This is a genomic window from Acidisoma sp. C75 (assembly GCF_054665095.1).
In genome coordinates this window covers 1-16,766 of the sequence record NZ_BAAFHD010000019.1, presented here as the reverse complement: position 1 = coordinate 16,766, position 16,766 = coordinate 1, and the positions used below count along the sequence as shown (strand labels likewise).

General features: G+C 70.1%; 13 protein-coding genes. All 13 read left to right on the top strand.

What is annotated here, in order from left to right; all coding sequences use genetic code 11:
- Positions 1-255: 255 nt before the first annotated feature.
- Positions 256-2,238, top strand: a complete 1,983-nt coding sequence (locus ACYQ7X_RS17135; protein ID WP_459698292.1) for a peptidoglycan D,D-transpeptidase FtsI family protein — start codon at positions 256-258, stop codon at positions 2,236-2,238.
- Positions 2,225-3,712 carry a UDP-N-acetylmuramoyl-L-alanyl-D-glutamate--2,6-diaminopimelate ligase gene (locus tag ACYQ7X_RS17130; protein WP_459698291.1) on the top strand — a complete coding sequence of 496 codons (1,488 nt, stop codon included), beginning with the start codon at positions 2,225-2,227 and terminating at the stop codon, positions 3,710-3,712. The genes ACYQ7X_RS17135 and ACYQ7X_RS17130 overlap by 14 nt, the downstream gene beginning before the upstream one ends.
- Entirely contained in the window at positions 3,709-5,097 is a 1,389-nt protein-coding gene (locus tag ACYQ7X_RS17125) for a UDP-N-acetylmuramoyl-tripeptide--D-alanyl-D-alanine ligase (RefSeq protein WP_459698290.1), read from the top strand. Before ACYQ7X_RS17130 ends, ACYQ7X_RS17125 begins: the two co-directional genes overlap by 4 nt.
- Complete coding sequence (gene mraY / locus ACYQ7X_RS17120) at positions 5,097-6,185, top strand: phospho-N-acetylmuramoyl-pentapeptide-transferase (RefSeq protein WP_459698289.1); 1,089 nt, start codon at positions 5,097-5,099, stop codon at positions 6,183-6,185. Before ACYQ7X_RS17125 ends, mraY begins: the two co-directional genes overlap by 1 nt.
- Positions 6,182-7,522 carry a UDP-N-acetylmuramoyl-L-alanine--D-glutamate ligase gene (murD, locus tag ACYQ7X_RS17115; RefSeq protein WP_459698288.1) on the top strand — a complete coding sequence of 447 codons (1,341 nt, stop codon included), beginning with the start codon at positions 6,182-6,184 and terminating at the stop codon, positions 7,520-7,522. Before mraY ends, murD begins: the two co-directional genes overlap by 4 nt.
- Positions 7,519-8,646: an FtsW/RodA/SpoVE family cell cycle protein gene (locus tag ACYQ7X_RS17110; protein ID WP_459698287.1), complete on the top strand. Its 1,128-nt coding sequence runs from the start codon at positions 7,519-7,521 to the stop codon at positions 8,644-8,646. The genes murD and ACYQ7X_RS17110 overlap by 4 nt, the downstream gene beginning before the upstream one ends.
- Positions 8,643-9,767: an undecaprenyldiphospho-muramoylpentapeptide beta-N-acetylglucosaminyltransferase gene (murG, locus tag ACYQ7X_RS17105; RefSeq protein WP_459698286.1), complete on the top strand. Its 1,125-nt coding sequence runs from the start codon at positions 8,643-8,645 to the stop codon at positions 9,765-9,767. Before ACYQ7X_RS17110 ends, murG begins: the two co-directional genes overlap by 4 nt.
- The gene (murC, locus tag ACYQ7X_RS17100) at positions 9,764-11,206 is read left to right on the top strand and encodes a UDP-N-acetylmuramate--L-alanine ligase (protein WP_459698285.1); all 1,443 of its coding nucleotides are present in this window, start codon (positions 9,764-9,766) and stop codon (positions 11,204-11,206) included. The genes murG and murC overlap by 4 nt, the downstream gene beginning before the upstream one ends.
- Positions 11,207-11,214: 8 nt before the next feature.
- Positions 11,215-12,144 carry a UDP-N-acetylmuramate dehydrogenase gene (murB, locus tag ACYQ7X_RS17095; RefSeq protein ID WP_459698284.1) on the top strand — a complete coding sequence of 310 codons (930 nt, stop codon included), beginning with the start codon at positions 11,215-11,217 and terminating at the stop codon, positions 12,142-12,144.
- Positions 12,141-13,058, top strand: coding sequence for a D-alanine--D-alanine ligase (locus tag ACYQ7X_RS17090; protein ID WP_459698283.1), 918 nt, complete (start codon positions 12,141-12,143; stop codon positions 13,056-13,058). The genes murB and ACYQ7X_RS17090 overlap by 4 nt, the downstream gene beginning before the upstream one ends.
- Positions 13,046-13,987, top strand: coding sequence for a cell division protein FtsQ/DivIB (locus ACYQ7X_RS17085; RefSeq protein WP_459698282.1), 942 nt, complete (start codon positions 13,046-13,048; stop codon positions 13,985-13,987). Before ACYQ7X_RS17090 ends, ACYQ7X_RS17085 begins: the two co-directional genes overlap by 13 nt.
- Before the next feature lie 14 nt (positions 13,988-14,001).
- Positions 14,002-15,297: a cell division protein FtsA gene (gene ftsA / locus ACYQ7X_RS17080; protein ID WP_459698281.1), complete on the top strand. Its 1,296-nt coding sequence runs from the start codon at positions 14,002-14,004 to the stop codon at positions 15,295-15,297.
- A gap of 100 nt (positions 15,298-15,397) precedes the next feature.
- Positions 15,398-16,766 (top strand): cell division protein FtsZ (gene ftsZ / locus ACYQ7X_RS17075; protein WP_459698280.1); only part of this gene is annotated, 1,369 nt, incomplete at its 3' end.

Sequence of the window (16,766 nt, the reverse complement as noted above, 5' to 3'; positions counted from 1 at the left end):
CCCGCCGCGCCGCAATATTTCGCCGCGAACGAGCCCGTGCATGCGCCGGTGATGGCCCGCATCCTGCCCGCGCCGGCCGCCGTCATCTACCGGCCGACGGCCTCCGCGCTCGGCATGGCCGGCGGCGCGACGCTCGCCCCGCCGCGCCCGCTCTATTCCACGACGCAGTAAGCGGCAGCGGTTGTGAACGACGCGCCCCCGCCCGACACCGAACCGAACAACGCCTGGGGCCCGCGGCCGCGCCGGGGGAGCGAGGTGCGGGCTGAGACCGTGCGCATCACCTCGCCCGATCTCCGCCAGCGCGCCGCGCTGGAGAAGAGCCGCGGCCGCCTCGTGGTGGTGGCCGGCGTCTTCCTCATGCTGTTCTTCGCGATCGCGCTGCGCCTCGCCGATGCGACGATCGTCAACCCCATGCTGCCGGCGCCTCAGATCGTCCAGCAGTTCAAGCCCCAGCCGCCGCCGCCGATCTCGGCCCCCTCGCCGGGCCGCGCCTCCATCGTCGATGCCAATGGGCAGATCCTCGCGGTATCCCTGCCGGTCGCCAGCCTCTATGCCGATCCCCGCCAGATGATCGACCCGCATCAGGTGGCGACGGCCTTGCAGAAGATCCTGCCTGATCTCAACGTCGCCGACGTCGTGCAGCGGCTGTCGAGCAGCAAGGCCTTTGTCTATATCGCCCGCCGCGTCACGCCTGCGCAGGAACTCGCCATCAACGATCTCGGCATTCCCGGCCTCTCCTTCCAGATGTCCTCCGAGCGGCGTTATCCGCTGGGCGACACGGCGGCGCAGGTGCTCGGCGGCGTCGATATCGATGGCAACGGGATCGCGGGCGTCGAGAAATACTTCAACAAGCGGCTGAACTCGGACCCGACACCGCTCAGGCTCTCGATCGACGTGCGGGTGCAGGCGATCCTGCGGGATGAGGTCGCACAGGCGGTAAGCGGCTTCCAGGCGATCGGCGGCTGCGGCATCGTCGAGGATGCGACCAACGGGCAGATCCTCGGCATGGTCAGCATCCCCGACTATGACGCGAACGATCTGGCGACCGCGCCCCCCGCTGCGCGCTTCAACCGCTGCGCGACCGGCACCTATGAGCCCGGCTCGGTCTTCAAGCTGCAAACCGCGAGCATGGCGCTGGATGATGGCGTGATCCACATGTGGGATTACTTCAACACCACCCACCCCCTGCCGATCGGCCATTTCCAGATCACCGATTATGAGCCGCAGCACCGCTGGATGCAGTTGGAGGACATCATGAAGCTGTCCTCCAATATCGGTGCCTCGCGCATCGCGATCCTCATCGGCAAGCAGCGGCAGCGGGAGTGGCTGAAGAAGCTCGGGCTGATGACGAAGGAGCCGATCCAGCTGCCTGAGGCCGCCTATCCGCAGGTGCAGACCGATGCCGAATGGGGCAAGGCGACGGTGATGACCGTCTCCTTCGGCAACGGCATCGCGGTCAGCCCGCTGCATATCGCCAATACCGCGGTCGCCATGGTCGATGGCGGCATCCTCTATAAGCCGACGCTGCTGGCATCCGATCCTGGGGCGCCGCCGCCGCAGGGCACGCGCGTGATGCAGCAATCGACCTCGGACATGATGCGCCGCATCCTGCGCCAGATCGTCCTCGGCGGCACGGCGACCAATGGCGACGTGCCGGGCTATTTCGTCGGCGCCAAAACCGGCACCTCGCAGAAGGTCTCCAAGCAGGGCGGCTACCGCCAGCACACCAACTACTCGTCCTTCGTCGCGGCTTTCCCGATGGATGCGCCGCGCTACGTCGTCTATGTCGCGATCGACAGCCCGCATGCGACGGCGGCGACCCATGGCTTCACCACCGGCGGCATGATCGCGGGGCCCGTGGTCGCCCGCGTCATCGCCCGTATCGGGCCGATGCTGAACGTGCTGCCGCGCTTTACCAATGTCGCCCAGATCAACCAGGATCTGTCGATCCCGAGCCCCTATCCGGCGCCGCCCGGCGTGGTGCCGCTCGGCCCCGGTAATCCTGGCGAGCCCGATAACCTCGCCGCCAATGACGTGCTGCTGAGCCCGCAAGGCGCGCGGCGGGCGCGGCATGTCGCGCGGGTGGCGCAGGCTGCCCCGCCACGCCGCACGCTCGCCGCGGCGAGCGCCGCCGCGATGGCGGCGGCCCGCGGCTGGCAGGTGTCGCCCGCCGCCGGCCAGGCGCTGCGGCGGGACGCGATCTATCGTGTGCCGGACCCGGCCCATGCGGCTCATTGACCTGATGCAGGGGGCGAGCGGGCCTGCCGCGCCGCGGCCGGGGCGGCTGCCGGGCGGCGGCGCGTCCGCCGTCGAGATCCTCGGTATCACCGCGGCGAGCGAGGAGGTGCGGCCGGGGTTCGTCTTCGCGGCGCTGCCCGGCAGCCGGCAGGATGGCCGGGCCTTTATCGCCGAGGCGGTGGCCCGCGGTGCCGCCGCCGTCCTCGCCCCGCCCGATACGGATTGGCCGGCTGGGGTGCCGCCGCGCCCGCTCATCCTCGATCCGCTGCCCCGCCGGCGCCTCGCGCTGATGGCGGCCCAGCTCGCCGGCGTGCAGCCGCGCCGCATCGCCGCCATCACCGGCACCAACGGCAAGACCAGCACGGCCGATTTCCTCCGCCAGCTCTGGGCGATGGGCGCGCATCCGGCCGCCTCGCTCGGTACGCTCGGCCTCGTCGCCCCCGGCCTGCCGGCGGGGGCAGGGCTGACGACGCCCGATCCCGTCAGCCTCGCCACCACCTTGGCGACGCTTGCGGCGCGCGGGGTGCAGCATGTCGCCCTCGAAGCCTCCTCGCACGGGCTTGCGCAGTTCCGTCTCGATGGGCTGCGCCTGGCGGCCGCCGCCTTCACCAATCTCACCCGCGACCATCTCGACTATCACGGCAGCATGGAGGCCTATCGCGCCGCCAAGCTGCGCCTCTTCGCCGAGCTGCTGCCGCGCGGGGCGCCCGCCATCGCCGCCATGGGGCTCGATCGGGAAAGCCGCGAGGCGATGGCCGAGATCGCCGGCCGGCGGGGCCTCTCCTTCGCGACCGTGGGCGAGGGCGGCTCCCTCATCCAGCTGCATCGCGCGCTGCCCCGGCCGGACGGGCAGCTGCTGGAGCTTTCCCTGAGCGGCCGCCGTTTCGAGGTGGCGCTGAGCCTTCCGGGCCGCTTCCAGGCGGACAACGCGCTGCTGGCCGCCGGCCTCGCGCTGATGCTCGGCGAGCCAGCGGTCTTCGACCGTCTGGGGCAGCTGCAGGGCGTGCGCGGCCGGCTGGAGCGGGCGGCGACGCTGCCCAACGGAGCCGCCGCCTATGTCGATTACGCCCATACGCCGGATGCCATCGCCCGGCTGCTCGCCGCCCTTCGTCCGCATGCCCAGGGCCGGCTGGTGATCGTCTTCGGCGCCGGCGGGGACCGGGACCGCGGCAAGCGGCCGCTGATGGCGGAGGCCGCGGCGCGCGCGGCCGATCTCGTGATCGTGACCGACGACAATCCCCGCACCGAGGACGCGGCCGCGATCCGCGCTGAGGTGATGGCCGGCGCGCCCGATGCCATCGAGGTCGCCGGGCGGGAAGCGGCGATCGCCGCCGGCCTCGCGGCGCTGGGGCCTGGGGATGTGCTCGTCGTCGCCGGCAAGGGGCATGAGCAGGGCCAGATCATCGGCCGCGAGGTGCTGCCGTTCGACGATGTGGCGGTGATCCGCCGGCTGCTCGGGCAGGGCGCGGCATGAGCGCGCTCTGGACCGCCGAGGAATTGGCCGCCGCGACCGGCGGCGCTATGGCCCGGCCCTTCGCGGCCGAAGGGGTCTCGATCGATACCCGCAGCATCGCGCCGGGTGATCTCTTCGTCGCGCTGCATGGCGAGAACCGGGACGGGCATCTCTTCGTCGCCGCGGCCCTCGCCGCCGGGGCTGCCGGCGTGCTCGTCGATCGGCCGCTGCCCGAACTCGGCGACGAGGCGCCCCTGCTCACGGTCGCGGATACCCTCGCCGGCCTCACCGCCCTCGGCCAGGCGGCACGGGCGCGCTTCGGCGGCCGGCTTGCCGCCATCACCGGCAGCGTCGGCAAGACGACGACGAAGGAGATGCTGCGTCGCATCCTGGCCGCGGCGGGAGAGACCCATGCCGCCGTCGCCTCCTACAATAATCACTGGGGCGTGCCGCTGACCCTCGCGCGGATGCCGCGCACCGCCGCCTTCTGCGTCGCCGAGATCGGCATGAACCATCCGGGTGAGATCGCCCCGCTCGCCGCCCTGGCGCGGCCGCATGTGGCGGTGATCACCACGATCGCGCCGGTCCATATCGGGCATATGGGCAGTATCGAGGCGATCGCTGCCGAGAAGGCGGCGCTGCTCGGCGGGCTGGAGCCTGGCGGCACTGCCATCCTGCCGGGCGATTGCGCGGAATATCCCATTCTCGCGGCAGCGGCGGCGGGCAGGCGCATCCTGCGGTTCGGCGCGGCGGCCGAGAACGAGGCGCGGCTGCTCGGCGCGGAGAGCGATGCCGAGGGCGCCACGCTCTCGCTCACCCTCTGGGGCCTGCCGCTCACCCTTCGCCTCGCGGCACCGGGGCGGCATATGGCGATGAACGCGGTGGCGGCGATCGCGGCGGCAGCCGCTCTCGGCGTCGATCCGCAGGCGGCGGCCGCGGCGCTCGAAGGCTTCGCCCCGGTCAGCGGCCGGGGCACGCGCCGCAGCCTCGCCCTCCCAGGCGGCGAGGCGCTTCTGCTCGACGAAAGCTACAACGCCTCCGGCCCCTCCGTGCGGGCAGCCCTCGCCGTGCTCGCGCTGCAGCCGGCGGCGCGGCGGATCGCCGTGCTGGGCGATATGCGCGAGTTGGGCGCGGCGAGTGCTGCCGAGCATCTCGCCCTCGCCCCCGATGTCATGGCGCATGCCGATCTGCTCTTCGCCTGCGGGGCCGAGATGCAGCGGCTTTACGAGGCGGTGCCGGCGGTGATGCGCGCGGGCTATGCCGAGAGTTCTGCCGCCCTTGCCCCGATGGTCGCCGCAGCCCTGCGCCCCGGGGATGCGATCCTTGTGAAAGGCAGCCTTGGCAGCCGCATGAGCCTCGTTATCAACGCGCTCCCTCTCCGAGCCGAGACTGAGGAGCCCGTCTGATGCTCTATAACCTGCTGCTGCCCTTCGCGGACCATCTGCATGCGCTGAACCTCTTCCGCTACCTCACCTTCCGTTCGGGCGGCGCGTGCCTCACCTCGCTCGTCTTCAGCTTCCTGCTCGGCCCGCGGGTGATCCGCATGCTGCGCGGCCTGCAGAAGCAGGGCCAGCCGATCCGGCTCGACGGGCCGGAGCGGCATCTGGTCGAGAAGAAGGGCACGCCGACGATGGGCGGCGTGCTCATTCTCAGCGCGCTCACCATCTCCACCCTGCTGTGGACCGACCTCGACAATCCCTATGTCTGGTCAACGCTGTTCGTGACGCTGGGCTACGGCGCCCTCGGCTTCATGGATGATTACCTCAAGGTCACCAAGCGCAATACCAAGGGCTTGTCCGGCCGCTTCAAGCTCGTGGGCCAAGCCGGTATCGGCCTCCTCGCCTCCATCTGGATCATGATGCACATCGGCGGCGCGATGGGCAGCGGGGTTTCGGTGCCGGTGTTCAAGGGCGTGCTCATCCCGCTCGGCCTCGGCTTCCCGCTTTTCGGCATGCTGGTGATGATGGGCGCGTCCAACGCGGTCAATCTCACCGATGGTCTCGATGGGCTCGCCGTGGTGCCGACGATCATCGTCGCCGGAGTTTTCGCGCTCATCGCCTATCTCGTCGGCAACCATATCTTCGCGGGCTATCTCGAACTGCCTTTCGTTCCGGGCTCGGGGGAACTCGCGGTCTTCTGCTCGGCGCTGATCGGGGCGGGGCTCGGCTTTCTCTGGTTCAACGCGCCGCCGGCGGCGGTCTTCATGGGCGATACCGGCAGCCTCGCGCTGGGCGGCGCCGTCGCCTCCGTCGCTGTCGCCACCAAGCACGAGATCGTGCTCGCCATCGTCGGCGGGCTCTTCGTGGTCGAGACGCTCTCCGTCATCATCCAGGTCTTCTGGTTCAAGCGCACCGGGCGGCGGGTTTTCCTGATGGCGCCGCTGCATCATCATTTCGAGAAGAAGGGCTGGGCCGAACCCACCATCGTCATCCGCTTCTGGATCGTCTCGATGATCCTCGCCCTCGTGGGTCTCGCGACCCTCAAGATCCGATGACGGCCTTTCCCCCCACCCTCTTCGCGGGCCGGCGCTACGCGATCCTCGGTCTCGGCCGCAACGGCCTGCCGGCGGCGCGCGCGCTGCGCGCCATGGGCGCCGAGACGCTGCTCTGGGATGACGGGGCCGAGCAGCGCGCCATGGCGGCGGCGGAAGGCTTCGCGCTTGCCGATCTCGCCGGCCTCGAGGATTTCCGCTTCGATGCGCTGGTGCTCTCGCCCGGCATTCCGCATCTCCTGCCGAAGCCGCATCCGGTGGCGGCGCGGGCGCGGGCGGAAAACGTGGCCGTTCTGAGCGATGCCGAGCTTCTCTACGAGGCGGTGCGAAGCGCGGGCTCCAAGGCGCGGTTCGCCGGGATCACCGGCACCAATGGCAAATCAACCACCACTGCCTTGCTCGCGCATATTCTGCGCGAAGCCGGCGTGCCGGTGGCCGCCGGCGGCAATCTCGGCCCCGCCGCGCTCGCTTTGCCGCTGCTGCCCGATACCGGCGTCTATGTTCTCGAAATGTCGTCTTACATGTTGGAGCGAATCGCTAAACTCCGCTTCTCTACAGCGGCAATGCTGAATCTCTCCCCCGATCATTTCGACCGTCATGGCAGCATGGACGGCTATGCCGCTGTAAAGCGGGCGATCTTCGCCCGCCAAACCGCAGAAGACGTCGCCGTAATCGGCGTTGATGACGCGCTTTCGGCGGCGATGGCCGACTCGCTTGAGTCGGAAGGCCCGATGCGGGTGGTGCGCATCAGCGGGCTCGGCCGGGAGACCGGCGTGCCGGCGCTGCCGGGCGCGCATAATGCCCAGAACGCGGCGGCGGCGGCGGCGATGGCGCGCGCCCTCGGCCTCGGCGAGCGGGCGATCGACCCCGGGATCGAGAGCTTCCCCGGCCTGCCGCACCGCCAGGCGCGGGTGGGGGAGCGGGACGGCATCCTCTTCGTCAATGACAGCAAGGCGACCAATGCCGATGCCGCGGCCCGCGCGCTTGGCTGTTACGAGCGCATCGTCTGGATCGCCGGCGGCATCGCCAAGGCTGGCGGTATCGAAGCGCTCGCGCCCTTCTTCCCCCGCATCCTGCATGCCGAGCTGATCGGCCAGGACGGCCCGGCCTTCGCCGAGACGCTCGGCCGCCACGGCGTCGCCCATCGTATTGCCGGCACCCTGGAAGAGGCGGTGCCGGCGGCCTATGCCCAGGCCCGGGCGCTCGGCGCGACCGTCGTGCTGCTCTCGCCGGCAACCGCGAGCTTCGATCAGTTTTCCGGCTTCGAGGCGCGGGGGGATCGCTTCGCCGCCCTGGTCTGCGCCCTGCCGCGGGATGCTTCCCAGAAGGGGGATGCATGACGCGCTTCCGCTCCCGCACCGATACCTCGCTCGTCGGCCTCTGGTGGTGGACGGTCGATCGCTGGACGTTGCTCTGCATCGGCACGCTGATTGGCTTCGGCTATGTGCTGGTGCTGGCGTCGAGCCCCGCGGTTGCGCATCGCATCGGCGACCCGCGGGACATGCTCATCATCAAGCAGATCGCCTTCCTCGCGGTGGCCGGGGCCATCGTGATCGGCGTCTCGATGATGTCCCTCAAGGGCGTCCGCTGGCTGGCGTTGATCGGCACCATCATCGCTGTGCTGATGACGGCCTATACGCTGGTGCATGGGGTGGAGATCAAGGGCGCGCGGCGCTGGATCGCGCTGCCGCTGCTCTCGCTCCAGCCGAGCGAATTCCTCAAGCCCTTCTTCACCGTAGTGACGGCCGGGCTCCTCGTCGAAGCGCGGCGGGTTGAGAAGTTTCCCGGCCGCATGCTCGCGGTGATGCTCTACGCGATCATCGCGCTGCTGCTGAAGGCGCAGCCCGATATCGGCATGCTCGCGGTGGTCAGCGTCGTGTTTCTGACGCAACTCTTCCTCGATGGCTTGAATTTCGGCCTCGTCGTGGCGGCTTTCGTGGCGCTGCTCATCGCTTTCATTGCCGCCTTCTTCCTGATGCCGCACGTGCATGTGCGCGTGGAGCGTTTCCTGCACCCGACGGAGAAGACCGCCTATCAGGCGCTGACCGCCCTGCAGGCCTTCGGCAATGGCGGGCTTCTGGGCCGTGGCCCGGGCGAGGGGACGGTCAAGGACATCCTGCCCGATGCGCATGCAGATTTCGTCTTCGCGGTCGCCGGAGAGGAATTCGGCCTCGTCATCTGCCTCGTCATCCTCGGCATCTTCGCGCTCATCGTGCTGCGCGGCCTGTTGCGGCTGGTGGCCGAGAACGATCATTTCGTGCTGTTGGCGGCGGGGGGCTTGCTCATCAGCTTCGGGCTCCAGGCCTTCGTCAACATGGCATCCTCGCTCGAACTCATCCCGACCAAGGGCATGACCTTGCCCTTCATCTCCTATGGCGGGTCCTCGGCGCTTTCGGTCGCGTTCGAGATGGGCATGCTGCTCGCCCTCACGCGCCGCCGCCCGGCTGGGGGAGAGCGGCGATGAGGGGCGCGCGGCTGATCCCGATCGTCATCGCCGCAGGCGGCACCGGCGGGCACTTCTTTCCTGCCGAGGCCCTGGCGCATGAACTCGCCGCGCGGGGCCGCCGCCCGGTGCTGATGACGGATGCGCGCTCGGCGGGCCAGGCTTCGGAGGCTTTCGCGCCGGAGGACAGGCACGTGTTGCCGGGTGCCGGCATCGCCGGGCGCGGCCTCCTCCGCGGCATCAAGGCGGCGGGTGCGCTTGCCGCCGGCACGCTTGCCGCGCGGCGCCTGCTGGCAGAGCTCGACGCCGGGGCCATCGTGGGCTTCGGCGGCTATCCCTGCGTGCCGCCGATCCTCGCCAATCGCTTCTCCCGCGGCCGCGTGCCCGTCATCCTGCATGAGCAGAATGCCGTTCTCGGCCGGGCCAATCGCGCCTTCGCGCGCGCCGCGACGGCGCTGGCACTCAGTGCCGAAGGGACGGCGCGGGTGCCGGCCGGTATCCGCACGATGGTGACCGGCAATCCGGTCCGCCCGGCCATCGCCGCTCTCGCCGGCACGCCGTATGCGGCGCCGTCCGCCGAGGGCCCGATCCGCCTCCTCGTCACGGGCGGCTCGCTCGGCGCAAGGGTGCTGAGCGATGTCGTGCCCGCTGGGCTCTGTGCGCTGCCGGAGGGTTTGCGGGTGCGCCTGCACGTGGTCCAACAGGCACGGGCGGAGGATGCCGCGCGCGTTCAGGCGGCCTATGCGGAGGCCGGGATCGCAGCCGAGGTCTCCCCCTTCTTCACCGATATGGCGGAGCGGCTGGCAGCCAGCCATCTCGTCATCGCGCGCGCGGGCGCTTCGACCTGCGCCGAACTCGCGGTCGTCGGCCGTCCTTCCGTCCTCGTCCCCCTGCCGAGCGCGATCGACGATCACCAATCGGCCAATGCGAAGATCCTGGCCGAGGCAGGGGCTGCCATCGTGATGCCACAGCCAGGCTTCACCCGCGATGCGCTGGCGGCCGCGCTTGCTTCGCTGCTCGCTGATCCTGGCCGGCTTGCCGGCATGGCGGCGTCCGCACGGGTGCGGGCCAAGCCCGACGCTGTTTCGGCGCTCGCCGATCTCGTTGAAGACTGTCTGGTGCGGGAGGCGCGCGCGCAATGAGAGCTCTGCCGCTTTCCATCGGCACCATTCACTTCGTCGGCATCGGCGGCATCGGCATGTCCGGCATCGCCGAGGTGCTGCACAATCTCGGCTATTCCGTGCAGGGCAGCGATATTGCCGATTCGGCCAATGTGAAGCGCCTCAAAGGCGAGGGCATTCCGGTCGCCATCGGTCATGACGCGAAGAATCTCGGCCAGGCGCAGGTCGTCGTCGTCTCGACCGCCGTGAGGGCGGACAACCCCGAGGTTCAGGCGGCGCGCGCCAAGCTCATCCCCGTGGTGCGGCGGGCGGAGATGCTGGCCGAGCTCATGCGCCTCCGCTGGTCGGTCGCGATCGGCGGCACCCATGGCAAGACGACGACGACGAGCCTGATCGCCGCCGTGCTGGAAGGCGCCGGGCTCGATCCCACCGTCATCAATGGCGGCATCATCAACGCCTATGGCACCAATACCCGGCTCGGTGCCGGGGATTGGATGGTGGTCGAGGCGGATGAGAGCGACGGCAGCTTCCTGCGGCTGCCCTCTGTCATCGCGGTCGTCACCAATATGGACCCCGAGCATCTCGACCATTGGGGCAACCAGGAGGCGATGGAGGCGGGCTACCGCCAGTTCGTCGGCAATATCCCCTTCTACGGCTTCGCCGTGCTCTGCGTCGATCATCCGGCGGTGCAGCAGATGATCCCCCATCTCGCCGATCATCGCATCATCACCTACGGCTTCAGCCCGCAGGCTGATGTGCGGGCCGAGCGTCTGGCAATGGACAAGGCGGGCGCCGTCTTCGAGGTGGTGGTGACGGATCGGCGCTACAGCCGCCAGCGCCGCATGGGGCCCTTCCGCCTGCCTATGCTCGGCCAGCACAATGTGCAGAACGCGCTGGCGGCGATCGCCGTCGGCATCGAGATGGAGATCGGCGAGACCGCGCTCCGCCAGTCTCTCGCCGCCTTCCGCGGCGTCAAGCGTCGCTTTACCAAAACCGGCGAAGCCGGCGGCATCACGGTGATCGACGATTACGGCCACCATCCCGTGGAGATTGCGGCCGTCCTGAAGGCGGCGCGCCAGGCGGGGGGGCGGAGCGTCATCGCCGTCGTCCAGCCGCATCGCTATTCGCGGCTGCAGTCCCTGTTCGAGGATTTCTGCGCCTGCATGAACGATGCCGATACGGTCATCGTGGCGGATGTCTATGCGGCGGGCGAGGCGCCCATCCCGGGGGTGAACCGTGATGCCCTGGTCGATGGCCTGCGCGCACGCGGGCACCGCAGCGTCGTGCCGCTGCCTTCGCCCGATCATCTGGCCGAGATGGTCCATGCCATGGCGCAGCCGGGTGATCTCGTCGTCTGTCTCGGTGCCGGCAATATCACCGCCTGGGCCAATGGCCTGCCGAGCCAGCTCGAAGCCCTGCAGAACCCGCATTTGCGGCGCGGCGGGGGCGGGGCTGCATGAGCCAGGCCATGACCCAGACACCGCACAGCCTGCCGCCCTTGCCCGCGCTGCGCGGCCGCCTGCAGGAGAATGCGCCGCTCGGGCCCGCCAGCTGGTTTCGCGTCGGCGGCCCGGCGGATTACCTCGCACGGCCCGCCGATGCCCGCGATCTCGCGCAGTTCCTCGCCGCACTGCCGGAAGAGATGCCGCTGACCGTCATCGGCGCCGCCTCCAATCTCATCATCCGCGATGGTGGCATCCGGGGCGTGGTGATCCGGCTGGCGCGCGGCTTTTCGGAGATCACCGTGCAGCCGGATGGTCTCGTCTGCGGTGCGGCGGCCCTGGATGCGACGGTTGCCGAACATGCGGCGGCGGCGGGCTTGGGCGGGCTCGAATTCCTCTCCGGCATTCCGGGCAGCATCGGCGGCGCCATCGCCATGAATGCCGGCGCCTATGGCAGCGACGTGAAGGCCTGCCTCGACTGGGTGGAGATCGTCACCCGCGAGGGTGCCGAGCTTCGCCTCGCGGCCGAGGCGCTGCGCCTCGCCTATCGCCATTCCGAACTGCCGCCCGGCGCCATCGTCGTGCGCGCTCGCTTCCGCGCGACGCCGACCGAGCCCGCGCTGATCGCCGCCCGTATGGCCGAGATCCGCGAAAGCCGCGCCAAGACCCAGCCGGTGCGCGCCCGCACCGGCGGCTCGACCTTCGCCAATCCGCCCGGCCAGAAGGCCTGGGAGCTGATCGACGCCGCCGGCTGCCGCGGCCTTACCCGCGGGGCTGCGCAGGTGAGCACGCTGCACTGCAACTTCCTGCTCAATACCGGCGAGGCGACGGCGGCCGATCTCGAAGGCCTCGGCGAGGAGGTGCGCCGCCGCGTCGCCGCCGCCACCGGCGTCACCCTCGAATGGGAAATCAAGCGGATCGGCCAGCCGCTGCCGCGCGCCGAGGTGGTGCCATGAAGCGTGTGGCGGTGCTCTATGGCGGTATTTCGGCGGAACGCGCGGTCAGCCTCGTCTCCGGTCAGCAGGTCATCGCCGCGCTGCGGGAAGCGGGCTACGCGGTGGTGCCCATCGAGGTCGGGGCCGATCTCGGCGCCCTCCTGGCGGCGCTCGATCCCAAGCCCGATGTCGTCTTCAACGCGCTGCACGGCCGCTTCGGCGAGGATGGGGCGATCCAGGGCGTGCTGGACTGGCTGGGCATTCCCTATACCCATTCCGGTGTGCGGCCTTCGGCGATCGCTATGGACAAGGTGGCTGCCAAGGCTCTGTTCGCGGCGGCCGGCCTGCCCGTGGCGCAGCATCGCATCGTCGATCTCGGCTCCCTCGAAGAGGCCGATCCGCTGCCCCGGCCCTACGTCATCAAGCCGCAGAACGAGGGCTCCTCGGTCGGGGTCTTCATCCTCAAGGCTGGGGACAATCGGCGCGCGGAGATCGCCCGTGGCTGGAAATTCGGGCCGACCGCGATGGTCGAGGAATTCATCCCCGGGCGGGAGATCACCGTCGCCGTGATGGGAGACCGCCCGCTCGCGGTCACCGAGATCAAGGCGAGCCATGAATTCTACGACTACGAGTCGAAATACGCGGAAGGCGGCTCGGCCCATATCATCCCGGCGGAACTGCCGGCGGCGATCGCCGAACAGGCGATGGATGTCGCCTTGCGGGCGCATCAGGCGCTCGGCTGCGCGGGTGCCTCGCGGTCGGACTTTCGGTACGACGATACCGCCGGCACCCCCGGCCGGCTGGTGCTCCTCGAAGTGAATACCCAGCCCGGCCTCACCCCGGTCTCCCTGCTGCCCGAGCAGGCGGCCTTCAACGGCATCAGCTTCCCAGCCCTCTGCGCCTGGATGGTGGAGGCCGCCCAATGCCGCGCGTAGCCCGCCGCCCCGCCGCCGCCCCGGCCCAGGCCGAGGCCAGCCGGATCGCCAATGCGCGGCTGCGCGCCAGCAGCAGCGTGGTGGACCGCCCGAGCGCGCGGGCGCTGCTCATCCGCCGCCTGCGCCGGCTGACCCGCCCGGCGATCGGCGCCTTCCTGCTCGTGCTTCTGCTCTTCGCGGCGAGCCTCGCGGTGCGCGATGCCGGCAGCGGCGGCTCCACCGGCTTCGTCCGCCGCATGATCGGCGATATCGGCGCCAGCATGGGGCTGACGGTGGAGAACATCGTGATCGACGGGCGGGAGAATACACCCGAGCCGCTGCTGCGCCGGGCGCTCGGCGTCATGATCGGCCAGCCGATCCTCGGCTTCTCCCTCAACGATGCGCGCAACCGGCTGCTGGCGCTTGGCTGGGTCTCGGATGCCGTGGTCGAGCGGCGGCTGCCTAATACCCTCGTCGTCCGCCTGGTCGAGCGCGCGCCCTTTGCCGTCTGGCAGGATCACGGCACCTTCCGGCTGATCGACCGTAGCGGCGCGGTGATGGGCGAGCAGGATGTGGCGCGCGCGGCCGAGGCGCTGAACCTTCCCCTCGTGGTGGGCGATGGCGCCCCCGATGCCGCGACCGAGCTTTTCGACGAGATGAAGCCCTATGCCGATATCCGCAAGCGCCTGGTGGGCGCGGTGCGCGTCGGCCAGGAGCGGTGGAACCTCGTGCTCAAATCCGGCGCCACCGTGATGCTGCCGGGCGAGAGCCAGGAGGATGCGCTCGCCCGCCTGCAGGCCCTGCAGCAGCGGATGCGCATTCTCGACCGGCCGCTGCACGATATCGATCTGCGGCTCGCCGATCGCGTCGTCGTCCGCCCGCTGCCGAAGGCCGCTCCCCCCACCCCTAGCGGTAGCGCGGCCGCCCCCGCGCCGCCGCCGCACGGATGAGGGAGAGCCAGCGCTTGAGCGATCTCGCCCGCCGTTCCCACCCGCCCGCGATGGCCGATCTGCCGCAGCGCGCGCGCAGCCTGCGCCCCGGCGTGTTCGGCGTGCTCGATATCGGCTCCACCAAGATCACCTGCATGATCGGCCGGGCGGAGCCCGACGGCACGCGGCGCATCCTCGGCTTCGGCTGGCAGAAGGGCCTCGGCGTCCGCCATGGCGCCATCACCGATCTCGACGAGGCCGAGCGGGCGATCCGCGCCGCCGTCGGGCAAGCCGAGGACATGGCCGATACCCGGCTCAAATCCGTCACCGTCAATCTCGGCTGCGGCCAGCCGGAAAGCCGGCTCTTCAACGTCCAATGGCCGGTCGGCGGCCGCACGGTGACGGAGGAGGATATCCGCGAGGTGGTGCTGGAAGGCCGCCATCGCGGCTTCAGCGAGGGGCGGGACACGATCCACGTGCTGCCGCTCTCCTTCTCGGTGGATGAGGCGATGCGGGTGGAAGACCCTCGCGGCCTGCATTGCGAGACGCTGACGGCGCGGCTGCATGTGATCGACGCCGTGACCTCGGCGCTCCGCAATCTCGAAACCTGCCTCGCGCGCTGCGATCTCGAACTCGCGGAGCTGGTCTCGGCACCCTTCGCGGCGGGGCTCGCGACGCTTGTGGAAGACGAGCGCGAGCTTGGCACCACGGTGATCGACATGGGCGGCGGGGCGACGAGCTTCGCGGTCTTCGCCGAAGGCCAGCTGCTGCACACCTCGGCCACCCTCGTCGGCGGCATTCATGTGACGAACGACATCGCCCGCCTGCTCTCGACGCCCGTCGCGCATGCCGAGCGGCTGAAGACGCTCTACGGCAGTTGCCAGGCGAGCCCGGACGACGAGCGCGAGATGCTGCCCGTGCCGCTGGTCGGCGAGGAGGAGCACCAGATCGCCCGCGTGCCGCGCAGCATGGTTGTCAGCATCATCCGCCCGCGGCTCGAAGAGATTTTCGAGATCGTGAAGGACCGGCTGGAGAATTCCGGCCTCTCCCGCGTCGCCGGTGCCCGCGTGGTGCTCACCGGCGGCGCCTGCCAGCTTGCCGGCGCGCGTGAACTCGCGGCCCAGATCCTTGGCAAGCAGGTCCGCCTCGGCAAGCCCGTGGGCCTGCACGGGCTTCCGGACGCGGCTTCCGGCCCCGCTTTCGCAACCGGCGCCGGGCTGCTCGCCTGGGCCACCGGCGAGGGCCGCGCCATGCAGGATATCGACCTGGAGACGAGGCGGCCGAGCGGGCCGTTCCGTCGCTTCATCTCCTTTCTGAAGGAGCGGATCTGATGCCCGTCGCCCGCCCCTTCAGCCCACCCTTCACCACACCCCCAGCCCGGCTGCCGGCCGCACCCCGTCTGCCGGTCATGCATTTCCAAGGAGGCCGTCCATGACGCTCAACCTCACGGTTTCTCAGCAAACCACGTCCGACTTCACCCCCAAGATCTGCGTCATCGGCGTCGGTGGCGGCGGCACGAACGCGGTCGATAACATGATCGCGCTCAACCTGCCCGGCGTCGAATTCATCGTCGCCAATACCGATGCGCAGCAGCTCATGCGCAGCCGCGCCGACCGCCGCATCCAGCTCGGGCCGACCATCACCCAGGGCAATGGCGCGGGCGGCAAGCCCGAAGTCGGCCGCCTCTCCGCCGAGGAAGCGGAGGCCGATCTCGAACGCCACCTCGAAGGCGTCCACATGGTCTTCATCACCGCCGGCATGGGCGGCGGCACCGGCACGGGGGCGGCCCCGGTCATCGCGCGGCTCGCCCGCAAGCATGACATCCTGACCGTCGGCGTGGTGACGAAGCCTTTCGCCTTCGAAGGCGTCAAGCGCGCCCGGGCGGCGGAGGCCGGCATCGCCGAGCTGCAGCAATATGTCGATACGCTCATCATCATCCCGAACCAGAATCTGTTCAGGATCGCCAATGAGCACACCAGCTGGAAGGAAGCCTTCCAGATGGCCGACAACGTCCTCTACATGGGCGTGCGCGGCGTGACCGACCTCATGGTCGTGCCCGGCCTCGTCAACCTCGATTTCGCCGATATCCGCACCGTCATGTCCGAGATGGGCAAGGCGATGATGGGCACCGGCGAGGCGGAGGGCGAGGGCCGCTCGGTCCGCGCCGCCGAAGCCGCGATCTCCAACCCGCTGCTCGAAGACACCAACATGGCGGGCGCGCGGGGGCTCTTGATCAACATCACCGGCGGCGAGGACATGACGCTGTTCGAGGTGGATCAGGCGGCCAACCGCATCCGCGAGGAAGTGGACGAGGAAGCCAACATCATCTTCGGCTCGGCGATCGACAGCACGCTGAACGGGCGCATCCGCGTCAGCGTCGTCGCGACCGGCATCGATTCCGCCGCCGTCGAATACCGGCCGAAGCTCGAACTCGCGACGAATAACGAGCGGGTGGCGCAGCCCGCCCAGGTGCAGCCGGCGGAGATGCCGATGGCCGCTACCGGCACGCATGGCATGGCGGGCAATACCTTGCCCTTCCCGCAGGCGCATGTGGCGGCCAACCAGGCGCCGGCCGCCTGGAACGCGGCGCCTGCCGCCGCCCCGCAGGCAATGGCGCCGGCGGCTGCGATGCCGGCGATGAGCCCGGCCGCCCCGCATCCTGCGGCGCCCGCGCCAGCGCTGCGCGGGCCTTCCACCCTGCCGCAGCGGCCGGCAGGCTCGCGCGGCTTGTTCGCCGAACCTGTGGCGCGCGTGGCGGAGCCGGCCCAAGCGCCCGCCCCGGCGGGCGGCGGCAGCCTCT